At 61.4% G+C, this 12,867-nt stretch carries 9 protein-coding genes and 2 pseudogenes; 6 read left to right on the forward strand and 5 right to left on the reverse strand.

The window, feature by feature from the left end; genetic code table 11:
- A pseudogene (locus ACFQPS_RS14755) lies at positions 1 to 106 on the forward strand (IS5/IS1182 family transposase); the annotation flags it as partial.
- 466 nt (positions 107 to 572) lie between these two features.
- Positions 573 to 1,850, forward strand: a complete 1,278-nt coding sequence (locus ACFQPS_RS14760; protein ID WP_377359988.1) for a hypothetical protein — start codon at positions 573 to 575, stop codon at positions 1,848 to 1,850.
- Here ACFQPS_RS14760 and ACFQPS_RS14765 read toward each other — a convergent pair.
- From ACFQPS_RS14765 to ACFQPS_RS14780, 4 genes and pseudogenes are all read right to left on the reverse strand, one after another.
- A complete protein-coding gene (locus tag ACFQPS_RS14765) occupies positions 1,836 to 3,005 on the reverse strand; it encodes a hypothetical protein (RefSeq protein ID WP_377359989.1) in 1,170 nt (389 codons plus the stop codon). The two genes, ACFQPS_RS14760 and ACFQPS_RS14765, sit on opposite strands and share 15 nt — an antisense overlap.
- Complete coding sequence (locus tag ACFQPS_RS14770) at positions 2,998 to 3,630, reverse strand: hypothetical protein (RefSeq protein ID WP_377359990.1); 633 nt, start codon at positions 3,628 to 3,630, stop codon at positions 2,998 to 3,000. The genes ACFQPS_RS14765 and ACFQPS_RS14770 overlap by 8 nt, the downstream gene beginning before the upstream one ends.
- A 7-nt stretch (positions 3,631 to 3,637) precedes the next feature.
- Positions 3,638 to 5,644, reverse strand: a complete 2,007-nt coding sequence (locus ACFQPS_RS14775; RefSeq protein ID WP_377359991.1) for an AAA family ATPase — start codon at positions 5,642 to 5,644, stop codon at positions 3,638 to 3,640.
- A gap of 272 nt (positions 5,645 to 5,916) precedes the next feature.
- Positions 5,917 to 7,139: pseudogene (locus ACFQPS_RS14780) on the reverse strand (IS3 family transposase).
- Between the two features lie 426 nt (positions 7,140 to 7,565).
- Between ACFQPS_RS14780 and ACFQPS_RS14785 the strand changes: the two are divergent.
- From ACFQPS_RS14785 to ACFQPS_RS14795, 3 genes are read left to right on the forward strand one after another with little or no spacing between them, the layout of a single operon-like run.
- A complete protein-coding gene (locus tag ACFQPS_RS14785; protein ID WP_377359992.1) occupies positions 7,566 to 8,843 on the forward strand; it encodes an efflux RND transporter periplasmic adaptor subunit in 1,278 nt (425 codons plus the stop codon).
- A 2-nt stretch (positions 8,844 to 8,845) separates the two neighbouring features.
- Positions 8,846 to 9,604 (forward strand): ABC transporter ATP-binding protein, encoded by a 759-nt coding sequence (locus ACFQPS_RS14790; protein ID WP_377359993.1) that lies wholly within the window; start codon positions 8,846 to 8,848, stop codon positions 9,602 to 9,604.
- A complete protein-coding gene (locus ACFQPS_RS14795; protein ID WP_377359994.1) occupies positions 9,601 to 10,824 on the forward strand; it encodes an ABC transporter permease in 1,224 nt (407 codons plus the stop codon). Before ACFQPS_RS14790 ends, ACFQPS_RS14795 begins: the two co-directional genes overlap by 4 nt.
- 33 nt (positions 10,825 to 10,857) lie before the next feature.
- Here the strand turns inward: ACFQPS_RS14795 and ACFQPS_RS14800 are convergent, their stop codons facing one another.
- Positions 10,858 to 11,739, reverse strand: coding sequence for a transglycosylase SLT domain-containing protein (locus ACFQPS_RS14800; RefSeq protein WP_377359995.1), 882 nt, complete (start codon positions 11,737 to 11,739; stop codon positions 10,858 to 10,860).
- Positions 11,740 to 12,217: 478 nt separating this feature from the next.
- On the opposite strand from ACFQPS_RS14800, the gene ACFQPS_RS14805 reads away from it, so the two are divergent.
- Complete coding sequence (locus ACFQPS_RS14805) at positions 12,218 to 12,850, forward strand: sigma-70 family RNA polymerase sigma factor (protein WP_377359996.1); 633 nt, start codon at positions 12,218 to 12,220, stop codon at positions 12,848 to 12,850.
- The last annotated feature ends 17 nt before the right edge of the window (positions 12,851 to 12,867 follow it).

A 12,867-nucleotide genomic window follows, 5' to 3' on the forward strand; every position in this document is an offset into this window, starting at 1 on the left:
CAACCGGCTCAAGGACTTCCGGCGCATCGCCACCCGCTACGACCGGCTGGCCGTCAACTTCCTGGCCGCCGTCCAGATCGCCGCCATCGTCAGTTACTGGTTATGAGTCCCGGCCCTAGTCTGATTCCCTCGTAAACGGCCCCTCAGTAGTGGAATTGGGCAGATCGGTGCTCTTCAGGGCCAACGTGGCTCGAAGCATCCTAACTAGCCGACGCTTACCCTCATCTGTCCCTTGCGTCAGCCTTCCGATCAGCAGCAAGACTTCAGGGTCCGACGCCATTCCGGAACTTGGCTTCGGTGTCTGTACGTCCCGACCGCTTCCGATTTCGAAATTCAGGATCGCCAGAGCACTATCTGTCCGCGCAACCAATCTCCCATGCCGAGCAAGACTGATCACGGGCGGACGCACGTTAATCGCAGCGCCAAAGGCCTTTGCAGAGCCGTAGGTTTCGACCCCACGTGCAACGCATTCCCTTAGGCGTGCGATCTCATTCGCTGAAAGCTTGTCTTCTTCACCAGGTCGCGGCATATTTCGAAATTAGCGATTCCGAAATCAAAGGGCAAGCACTGAGATGAAGCCGACGACATCATCCTTTGAGGAGTGGACCCGCGCCCGCACAGTTGCGTCCTACGGGACGAATGCGGGTACGCAAGAGATTCCGTTCCAAGGTTGGAGGCACTTCAAAGAGGCGTTCACACCTGAAATAGTGCGCCGCGCAATCTCAAGCAGCCCAGTGCCAGTATCCAAAAGTCTGGATCCGTTTGGGGGATCAGGAACCACTGCGCTCTGTTCGCAATTCTTAGGGGTGCGACCAGCTACTATTGAGGTAAATCCATTTCTTGCAGATCTGATAGAGGCGAAATTATGCAGCTATGACTTGCATTCTCTTGCCTCAGAGTTCGGGTCATGGATAAATTTCAGTGCAAGTGATCATGTAAATCCGAATGAATTTTTCGCCGGGCTTCCTCCTACCTTTGTGGAGCCAGGAAAGAACGACCGCTGGATATTCAACTATGATGTCGCTGCGCGATTAGCTGCATATATCAACGCACTGGAGCAGGTCAGTTGCCCAAAGAATCGTAGGCTATTCAAGGTGCTCATTGGTGGAATTCTCACTGATGTGAGTAATGTAGTGATCAGTGGGAAGGGGCGGCGCTACAGGGGGAACTGGCAAGACCGGAAAATTACTACCGAGCAAATCGACGAGTACATCTGTGAGGCGGTTGAAGCAGCAGCAGCTGACATTGCCCGCTTCCGGGCACGATCTGAGATGTCGTACAGCATTTACCGGGGAAGCTGCCTAGCACATATCGACAATGTGGAGGCCGTAGATATATCAATTTTTTCTCCTCCGTATCCGAACTCGTTTGACTATACTGACGTGTACAATCTAGAGTTATGGATGCTCGGATATCTCAGAAATTTCGAGGAGAACCAGTTTCTACGGCGAGAGACACTTTGCTCACACGTCCAGGTAAGCAGGAGCTTCGGCGCACGGCCAACTGGATCGGAGATCCTCAATGAGACGGTCCTGATGCTTGAGGCAAAGCGCCGAGAGCTGTGGAACGTCCGTATCCCGGAGATGGTGGCGGGGTACTTCTCGGACCTTGATCGCACAGTCCGCTCTGTCGCTAGTAAGCTACCGAGGAATGGTCAAATATGGATGGTAGTGGGAGACAGCCGATACGCCGGCGTCGACATCCCGGTTGCGGCAGTAATGGCTGAACTCGCATACGATGCAGACCTTGATGTGATCAATGTCGAACCGTGCAGGTCAATGAGGTCCTCAGCCCAGCAAGGCGGAGATCCATCCCTCGCAGAGACGCTCGTCATCTTAAGCCGGCGATAGAGATCTTTCCCGACGGAAGTCATCGGCGGAACCGTAAACCCGAAAAATGCGTAGCTCTATTGAATGTCTCTGAGCCAGGGGACGAACAGCATCAAGGCATATTTCCCCGTCGCAATGATCGGGTTTACGGAGATCAAAGCAACACAGCAAGCCCATCCGAGCATCGTTCTCGTCTTTGTACGAGATTGCCTGATTAACGCCCTTATCAATCGCATCTTTGTTTGAGCTCTTCGATACGGGATTTTCTCCCGCATCCAATGAACGCAGTACCTTTAGCTCGAAGACCGCGTCGTATACCCAGCAGTTATTCACCGTCGGATGCTTGGATTTTATCAATAGGTCACACCGTCCCTCATCTCCAGGTACTTCGAATTGAATCCGGTATTTCTTCTTTTGCAAGAGAGCAACGCGCAATGTCTGCTGTAGCGATCCTTGAAGAAACTCCTCTGTCTTAGGGCGCGGAACGTATTTCCTTGACTCCTTCCACGGTGTATGCCCACCGCATCCTGCGTCAGGAGTTCGGAAACTGGAATGCCAGTCGGAAAGGATCTGGTCCAAATAGCCAATTGAAAGTTCGTCGAGCAACAATCTGATCCTGATTACAGTATCAGGCGATTCCATGCCATTGGGATAGCAACGAATCTCCGGAACGGTTGCGCTCGGATGAACATACAAAGCCGGCAGATAACCAAGATTAAGCGTCGAAATCTGGGCGAAGAGCTGATTTGGAGTTGATCCAGTCAACGATAATTTATAGCCTGAAGCGAGAGCCGGAGTGGTAATCCATAGGTAACCCGAAAGGCAGCAACTACCATCGTTCAAAACGGGTTCTACGACTGCGCCAATCCCCTTAGCAAGTTCTTTTGCACGCGAAGATACAAGTACGATAATAGGCGCCTCAGGATCCGAAGTGGCGTCAGGATGTTTCATTCGGATGTATAATGCCTCCGCAAGCGCTTGCGCAGCGATGAAGAGTTCACTGTCATCCAGAGCGGGGTCTTCACCCAGTTTCTCAATGAGAACCGTCTCCAATTGAGCTTCATTGCATGCGCCCAGTGGATTTGGATCGCCCGGATCAACCAGTCTAGAATCAGCAATCCCGTCCGATCTCACAATGCCGGTGGACTTCTGCGCAGGCACGTTACTTTTAACCATGAGCTCGATGCTCCAACAGCCGAACGTACAACTGGGTCCTCTCGCCACAGCCAATTTTCAGGTCAGGATCCACCAGCCTAGCGAAAAGCTGTGCTGAATAAGCAGAATAATTAGCAGATTTCCACTCAGAGAAATCGATCACATCACCGGTTCCGGTACGTTGATCTGCCCATGTGGCATCTACTCTAATGAGCTTCTCAATGGGCAGAGACACGCGTTGAAGTGAGAATGCCAAGCGACGAAGGAATGAGACCGCCCTTTCTTCTTCAGAGAACATTCTGACAGAGGCAATGACCTCTTCAGCTCGCCCTGAGGCAATCTGGAAACAGCCTTCCAACCGCGACAGCCCATTTTCAAACGCGTATGATACATTCGTTACCTCAACGAACCCCAACCCTACCAACATATCCAGTTGCCGCTGCAAACGTGGATAGTAGGCCCCTCCTTGCCGCTTTAGGATTTTACCGTCATGACTATCTACGCCCCAAATCGGGCCAAGCAAATCTGCCAAGAGCGCAAACGCATGTAGGCGCATCACAGGTACTGGTCCCATGTCAGCTGCTTCCAGTGCGTCAAGCAGCAGCAACACGCGGATTCGGTCTAACAGTGCAGTTTGATGCGCCATCCTTTCCTCACTCTCCTGAAATCAATTCGTCAAGGAACTGTTCATACTGCGGCTTGTTGGCGCGTAACGCTGCGTTCTCAGCGGCATAACGTATCAGATCGACTACACGCTTTTTGCGCTCATCCACCTCCTTGACGCGCACCAGGAAAGACGAAACGAAGTGTTTGCTCGGTAAGTAGGATGTGGCGATCACGCGATTTCGCGGTCCGGCGTAGGAAAAGCTTGAAAGTTGTGTGCCGGCCCTCTCTGCAAACAGAAAATCGAGTGAAGCTTCTGGTGCATCGACTACCAGCGTGCCGCATTGATCGCTTGCTAGCGTTGTCATCAGTGCCATTCTGAAAGCAAGGTCGACGAACTCGGCTTGGGACTGAGAAACTTCGTTGGGATGGTTCCGAATTGATGTGCCGGCTTTTGCGCCGCTACTCATATCAAGCTTTAGCATTGGAAAAGCAAATAGCGATCCGCCCTGTCCTACTCTAACTTCGACCGTCTGATACACTAGTCTTGCCTCTTCTTTCAAGAACAAGGATGTATAGTGAACAAATGAATCGTTGACAGTTTTCTGCGCCGAAGCAACTCTTCCGGCCATTTCAGTCACAAGATCTCTAAACTGCTTTTCTGTTTTAGTGCGACGATCACGTTCGGTCTCAACGATCCGCTCAAGAGTAGCAACTTCAGAATCCACGGATCTTATAGCAGATCGTTCGGAGGGAATCTCTTTCAGAAGTGCGATTATCTGCTTCTCTAGGTCGAACACCTCGGATTCTACGTCCCGATATGCGTCATCTGCAGATATCAGTCGCTCCTGCGCATCAAATAGCCTTTCTTGTGCTTCCTCAATTTGCGCGTTGGCCAAAGTAATGTTTCCCTCCAATTGTTGAATGCGCGCAGCATCCACTTCAGCTGTGTGCACGATATTTTGTTCGATCGCGTGAACCGTGCCGCAGAATGGGCAGGCGGCATCCTTGATCCGCTTCTCGACAGTCTCTTTGACCGGTGCCGGGTGTGTTCCGCAGACGAGACAGAGATCTTCGGAGAGCAACTGTCCTATGATATATCGAGCAGTATCCTTATCTGGAGAGAGCCAATGGCTCACCGCGTTCAGCTTTAATCGCTCCAGTTCGCGAGCGTAGGAGTCGCGCACTTCGATCGCTTTGAGTTTATCAAGGCGCCCCCTCCTTCGCTCAGCATCCGCTTCAACGCGGACAGCGGCAAGCGACTCAAGTCGTTCCCTGAGAGCCGAAACTTGAGCTGATTTGACGCGCATTTCAGCTTCAGCCTTGGGGACCAATCCGGCTCTGCGTGTTGCCTTGGCCTTGTTTTTTTGCTGGCGCGAGATCAGACTTTGAGCGTTTCGTAGAGCACTGTCTGCGGAAATAAGTTCTTGCTGGACACTGGCAAATGTGCCAGCCCTCTCTTTAGACAGCAAAAGAATTCTGTAAATCTGGCGTTGCACAGTTGAGTCCCAGACCAAAGCCCTTCTGTCCTCCAACATAAACGTAATGTACTGGAGAATTATCAGGAAATCGAAGAATGATCCGATCCCTACGTTCTCGCAAATGACCCTGTGATAAGTGGCGTCCTCGTGTTCGTCGGAGCGTCGGCTAAATAGAATTTCTTCGCCATCGACGAGAACTGAGAGCAAGGATAGGTCCGAGAGAGTCCGTTTTATAGATAGATGCTTATCGCCGAGAATTATCTCAATGGTCGCAACGGCGTCCACAGCTCCGTCAGCCACCCGACGGGCAAACGTTTGGCGATCGTAACGGCTTAGGGCAACAGGCTTATGTCGGACTTGGCCGAGTTCGCTTTCCGTCGTCGATGAGGGAAGATCGTAAGGTCCCGTCAGCAAACGAAGGGCGGCGCCAATTAACGTCGACTTCCCACTTCCATTCACTCCTGCGATAAGGCTCGGCCCTGGCAGGAAGGGTATATGGAAAGGGCTCTGCATTGAGCACGGGTACAGCAGATATCCCTGGAATGTGATCGACTGGATGACGGGGAAGTTGATCATATGGCTGTCCAGAATGCGCTTCGGGTGCTTGAACGGCTGAGGTGCAAACTTTGTTGATCGGATGAGCGGATTTGCAACAAGAATCCTGATGGTACGCTGATGTGTTTGGATGCTGCTGTCGTCGGGAAGCGCCTGGCACCGCTGCTATGCCATTGACGCGGATAACGGAAGTTTGATCGCTCCCAGGACGCGCAGTGCTGTTGCACTCGTTAGATTGCGTTGGTAACCGTCCGGTCTCGGCCGCCTTGCGGGAGCTGATAGCGCTGGGATGATCAGTGGACTGCACTGGTGACCTGCCGCGGGAAATCTCCTCCAGTTTGAAGTAGAGCCTCCGGCGAAGTTACGCCGTGTGGCGCGGTCTGAGCAATGGGGCCGGGCTCGGAGCCCCGGAGGGGCGGAGAGACCGGCCCCATTGTTTTGAGTTTGGCGGCATGGGCCGCCGGTGTCTGGTAGCCCAGGGCCGAGTACGGCCTGGCGGTGTTGTAATCGGCCACCCAGGCGGCGATGACCGCGCGGGCCTGGGCCATGCTGGTGAACACCGTCTCGTTGAGCAGTTCGTCGCGCATGCGGCCGTTGAAGCTCTCGACGAAGCCGTTCTGCATGGGCCTGCCGGGGGCGATGTAGTGCCATTGCATGCAGTGGTCCTGCGTCTATTTCAGCACGGCGTTGCTGGTCAACTCGGTGCCGTTGTCGGACACGATCATCTCCGGCTTGCCGCATCGGGCCACCAGCGCCGTCAGCTCGCGGACCACCCGCACGCCCGAGATCGAGGTGTCGGGCACCGAGGCCAGACATTCCCGCGTCACGTCATCGACGATGTTGAGCACGCGGAACCGCCGCCCGTTGTCCAGTTGGTGGTGGACGAAATCCAGCGACCAGCGGGCATTGGGCTTGGCCTCCACCAGGATCGGTGCGCGGCTGCCGATGGCCTTGCGACGGGTGCGACGCTTGCGCACAGCCAAGCCTTCCTCGCGGTAAAGCCGGTAGATCCGGGTGATCCCCGACGGCTCGCCGTCGCGCCGCAGTAGGATGAACAGCCGCCGATAGCCGAACCGGCGGCGCTCCTGAGCAAGCCCGCGCAGGCGGTCGCGCAGGGTGCTATCGTCGGGCCGGATGGAGCGGTAGCGGATCATCGTGCAATCCACCGCGATGACCGTGCAGGCCCGACGCTCGCTCATCTCGAAAGTACTCCGCAGATGGGCGACAGCTTCCCGCTTGGCGGCAGGCCCTACCATTTTTTTCCCAGAAGATCGCGGAGCGCGGCCTCGTTGAGCATGGATTCCGCCAGCAGCTTCTTCAGCCGGGCGTTTTCATCCTCAAGCGCCTTCAGCCGTCGGGCCTCCGACACGTCCAGGCCGCCATATTTGGCCTTCCATTTGTAGAAGGTGGCGCTCGATATACCGTGCCGGCGGCACACATCCGCCGTCGCAGCCCCGGCCTCCTGCTCCTTCAGGATGCCGATGATCTGTTCCTCTGAAGACCTGCTGCGCTTCATGTCGTCCGTCCTCTGAGGGGCCGGATTCTACTTCAAACTGGAGGAGATTTCCCACGGCAGGTCACGGCCAACAAGGACAACGTTTCTTCTCACGTATAAGGCCGAGTGCGCGGCTTGCTCTCACCATTGCGTCTCGTTTTCGTCCGTTCATGAGCCATATCAATATGATGTAACATCAGAATGTTCTCCATCTACAGTTCCATCAGACAGTCACCCTTTCTGACCTTCTTCAACAGCACCGCTGCCAGCGATCCCGGAGATAACTCTCCAGGCGGACACAGCGCAGGGTGTCCGGATTTCCCGCGTACCATCTTCCAGCATGTCATCCCGGCCGGGGTGGCGTGATTTCGGCATCAGTCCCTGCTACACCTTCGGGCCGGAGCGGCCCCGGCGGGGTGCCGATCGTCCTATGCCGGGGGATGTCGCGTGCAGCGGTCCAGACTTGTCCTTGTCGCCGCCGGCCTTGCCGGGGCGGTCGCCCTGTGGTTCGCCTTCGCGCCCGGGGCGGCGCCAGGCACCGTCTACAGCTTCGCCGAGGTGGCGGAGGGACCGATCGTCTCGGCCGTGTCCACCTCCGGCACGGTGCAGCCGGCGGCCAGCGTCATCGTCGGCTCCCAGCTCTCCGGCCAGATCAGCGAGGTTCTGGTCGACTTCAACAGCGTCGTCCGGGAGGGCGACGTGCTGGCCCGGCTCGACCCCAAGACCTATGAGGCGCGGGTGCGCCAGAACCAGGCGCTGCTGGCCGTCACCCGGGCCCGGGTCACGGAGGCCGAGGCGCAGGTGCGCCGCGCCGAGGTGGAACTGGCGGACGCCCGCCGCGACTACCGCCGGCGCGAGGCGCTGCGCAAGGGCGGCAACCTCTCGGAACGGGACTACGACATCGCCCAGGCGCGGCTCGACACGGCCGATGTCGGCCTGGACCTTGCCCGGGCCCAGCTCCTGAACGCGCGGGCCGCGGTGTTGCAGCAGGAGGCGACCCTGAACCAGGCGGAGATCGACCTGGAGCGCACCTACATCCGGGCGCCGATCACCGGCGTCGTCATCAAGCGCGAGGTGGAGCCGGGCCAGACCGTCGCCGCCAGCCTCCAGGCACCGACCCTGTTCGAGCTGGTGACGAACCTGACGGAGATGGAGGTACAGGCGCGGGTGGACGAGGCGGACATCGGTCGCGTCGCCGTCGGCCAGACGGCGCGCTTCAGCGTCGATGCCTTCCCCGGCCGTACCTTCCAGGGCACGGTGACCCAGATCCAGAAGTCGCCCAAGGAGGTCCAGAACGTCATCACCTACACGGTCCTCGTCTCCGCCCCGAACCCGGACGAACGCCTGCTGCCGGGCCTCACGGCCAAGCTGGACATCGTCGTCGGGGAGAAGGAGCGGGCGGTGCGGATCCCGGCCCAGGCGCTGCGATTCCGCCCGCGGGCGGAGGACGGAGCGGCGGCCCGCCCCGCCGGTGCGTCCGTCGGCGGCCCCAGCGGCGGGGCCACCGGCGGGGCCATGGGACGGCTGGCCGAGACCGATCCCCAGGCGGCCACGGTCTGGACCCTGGGCGACAGCGGTCAGCCGCAGCCGGTGCGGGTCAGGCTCGGCCTCGGCAACGCGGACTGGGCAGAGGTGCTGGAAGGGGCGCTGAAGCCCGGCGACCGGGTGATCGTCCGGGCCGACCGGCAGGGCGCGGACCAGCGTCCCGCCGGGCTGAGGTTCTGAGCATGCAGGCCCGCCCGATCATCAGCTGCCGCGGACTCGCCAAGGACTACGCGCTCGGCGGCGGCATCGTGCATGCCCTGCGCGACGTGACGCTGGAGGTGCAGCGGGGGGAGTTCGTCGCCGTCATGGGGCCGTCGGGGTCCGGCAAGTCCACCCTGATGAACATGGTCGGCTGCCTGGACACGCCCAGCGCCGGCAGCATCGAGATCGACGGCGAGGATGTCTCTCACCTCTCCGCGGACCGGCTGTCGGAGATCCGCTCGCGCCGCATCGGTTTCGTCTTCCAGCAGTTCAACCTGCTGCGCCGCACCTCGGCCCTGGCCAACGTGATAATGCCGCTGATGTACGCGCCGGTTCCGGTGGCCGACCGCTCCGACCGCGCCCGGCGCTGCCTGGAACTGGTCGGGCTGGCCAGCCGCATGGACCATCAGCCTTCGCAGCTTTCCGGCGGCCAGCAGCAGCGCGTCGCCATCGCCCGCGCGCTGGTGAACGATCCCGCCATCCTGCTGGCGGACGAGCCGACGGGGGCGCTCGACACCCGCACCGGGATGGAGGTGCTGGAGCTGTTCCAGCGCCTGAACCGCCAGGGCATCACCCTGATGGTGGTGACGCACGACCCGGAGGTGGCGGCGGCGGCCGGACGGGTGCTGACCTTCCGCGACGGCCGCATCGTCTCCGACCGCCGCAACGAGCGGCCGCGCGACCTCGCCGCCGAGCTTGCCGCCCTGCCGCCCGCCGAGGAAGAGGACGCCGCGCCATGAGACTCCGCGACGGGATCGTCATCGCCCTGTCCGCCATCCGGGCCAACACCCTGCGCAGCCTTCTGACGGTGCTGGGCATCGTGATCGGCGTCTCCGCCGTCATCACCATGGTGGCGGTCGGCTCCGGCGCCAGCGAGCAGGTGCAGCAGCAGGTCTCCTCCATCGGCGCCAACCTGCTGATGGTGACGCCCGGCGCGCGGCGCGCGGGCGGCGTCATGATGCAGGGCTCCGAGAGCCTGTCGGAGGACGATGCCGAGGCCATCGCGCGGGAGGTGCCGGGGGTGATGTATGTCGCCCCGTCGCGCACCGGCAGCGGCCAGTACATCGCCGGCCGCTTCAACTCCTACGGACGGCTGGAAGGGGTGACGATCGACTATCTGGCGGTCCGCGAGTGGGAGATCGAGGCGGGCCGCAGCTTCTCCCCGTCGGAGGTGCGCACGGCGGGGCAGGTGGCCCTGATCGGCCGGACGGTGGCGACGGAGCTGTTCGGCGATTCCGATCCGGTCGGGCAGTCGATCCGGGTCAACCGGATGCCCGTCACGGTCATCGGCACGCTCCGGTCCAAGGGCCAGACCACCTTCGGCCAGGATCAGGACCGCATCGTCATGATCCCGCTCTCCACCGCCCGCAAGGTCCTGGGCAACAGCCGCGCGCAGCCGCGCCGGGTGGACCTCATCATGGTGAAGACCGACACGGCCGAGCGGCTGGAGCCGGCGCGGGCGGAGATCACGGCGCTGCTGCGTCAGCGCATGCGGGTCCCGGCCGATTCGCGCGAGTCCTTCGAGGTGCGGAACATGACGGAGTTCCTCTCCACCTTCGCGGAGACGGCGCGGACCATGAGCCTGCTGGTGGCGGCCGTCGCCTCCATCTCGCTGCTGGTGGGCGGCATCGGCATCATGAACATCATGCTGGTGTCGGTGACGGAGCGGACGCGGGAGATCGGGCTGCGCCTCGCCGTCGGCGCGCGGCCGCGGGACATCCTGTTGCAGTTCCTGGTGGAGGCGGTGACCCTCTGCCTGATCGGCGGGGCGATCGGCATCGCGCTGGGCATCGGCCTGTCCATCGCCATCGCCAGGCTGATCCACTTCCCCGTCCTGATCCAGCCGGACGTGATCCTGCTCAGCGTCGGCATCTCCGCCGCCATCGGCATCTTCTTCGGCTTCTGGCCGGCGCGGCGCGCCGCCCGCATGGACCCGATCGAGGCGCTGCGCTTCGAATAGCGTGTGGGGCTGTGCGGGCAGGGCCTTGGCGGCTCAATCCGCCTGCTGCGCCACCTGCTGGTCCGTTGTCACGGCCGCGGCGCCGGCATCCACCACCAGGATGCCGGCCGGCTTCTGCCGGCGCGGGGAGACGGTCGCCGGACCGTCCAGAGGCCCGACCGGGTGGCGGTCCTCCCGGTAGTAGCGCCGGACCTTCTCGACATAGGCCCGGGTCTCCTTGTAGGGCGGGATGCCCTTGTGGCGCAGCACCGCCCCTTCGCCGGCGTTGTAGGCGGCCAGCGCCAGCGTCACGTCCCCGTCGAAATGGCCCAGCAGCCAGCGCAGGTAGCGCATGCCGCCCTTCAGGTTCTCCGCCGGGTCCATGGGATCGTCGACGCCGAAGCGGTCGGCGGTGTCGCGGGTGAGCTGCATCAGGCCCATGGCGTCGCGCGGCGAGACGGCGTCCGTGCGGAAGCCGGATTCGATGGCGACGACGGCGAACACCAGCGCCGGGTCCAGCCCGTAGCGCGGCGCCATGCGGTCGATCAGCCGGACCAGGTGCGCCGGTGCCCGGTGCTCCGCCCTTGCCAGCTCCGCGCCGTGGCAGGCGGCCGGGGCGCGGCGCACATCGCCCATGCGGTCCGCCATGCGGCGGGCGCTGGCATGGCCGGCGGCGGCGGCCTTGCGGAACCAGGCCGCGGCGACGGCACGGTCGGCCGCTACCTCGGTTCCGGTCAGGTACATCCAGCCGACGGCGAAGGCGGCGTCGGCATGCCCCTGACGCGCCGCCGCGCAGTAGAGGTCCAGGGCGGCCGCGGTGTCCTTCTCCACCCCCTCCGCCCGCTCATAGCGTTTCGCCAGCCCGTACTGCGCGTCGGGCGATCCCCCCGCGGCAGTCGCTGGCGGCAGGACGGGCGCGGGTGAGTTTCCCGCCACCGCCGGAGACGCTGTGACAAAAGTAATCGCGGCGAGAGACAAATAACGGCGCAAGCGTCGCATGGTCCCCGTTCTCTTCTGGTCAGCCCCGGGGCCGGCTTACCATGCGGACTCCGCATGACCAAGTGGGCCAGACGCCATAACCGAAGGGTCTAGCTGAAACCCCTTCAAATCCAGGCTGCGCGAACCGGATGGCCCGGTAGGCCGAAGGGTCCGGCCCCCCGATGGGCGTAGCGGAGGAGTAGTGGAGGAGGCGTATCGGCCGAGGTCTGGCCCTAGGCCCGATGCCATAACACTTTTTACGAATATTGACCGGGGACGCTTCCGGGGGCATTTGGCTATTCAAGGCCACCCGATTTGACGGGGGCTCGGACCGATTTAGACAGCGCAATCATTGTCGGCGCTGCCCATACTTCCAGTGCCCCGTATGTTCCGGGGACAGACAGAGCGACCCACGAGCGATCCAGGGAGAACCGTGATGGAAGGTGACCTGCCGGTCCGGACGGACCGGACTCACCCGGCCGAAGGCACGGCGGCGGCGGCGACCGTCGCACGGGCGGACGCGGTCCCGCCTCGCAGCAGCAGCTCCGATGCCGAGGTCATCGCCCAGATAGAGCAGGAGATCCCCCGCCTGCGCCGCTTCGCCCGCGCCATGGTGCGCGACGCGGCCCTGGCGGACGATCTGGTGCAGGAATGCCTGGAGCGGGCCCTGAGCCGTCTGCACCTCTGGCAGCCGGGCACGAACCTCCGCGCTTGGCTGTTCACCATCCTGCGCAACCTGCACATCAATGGCATCCGCCGGCAGCAGACCTTCGTCGACATCGACGGTGAGGTGCAGGCGGGTCTCGGCGGCAGCCATGGCTCCCAGGTCGTGCGGCTGGAGCTGCGCGATCTGCGCCGGGCACTGGACCGGCTGCCGACCGAACAGCGCGAAGTGGTCCTGCTGATCGGGCTGGAAGGCATCAGCTACGCCGAGGCGGCGGACATCCTCCAGGTTTCCATCGGGACGGTGAAGTCGCGCCTCTCGCGGGGCCGGCGGGCCCTGCGCATCCTGATGGATGGCGGTGCGGACGCCGCCTACGAGCCGGTGCATGAGCGCGAGACGGCCTGACACGGCGGAGGGGGACC

The sequence above is a fragment of the Rhodocista pekingensis genome (genome assembly GCF_042665545.1).
GTDB classification, from domain to species: domain Bacteria; phylum Pseudomonadota; class Alphaproteobacteria; order Azospirillales; family Azospirillaceae; genus Rhodocista; species Rhodocista pekingensis.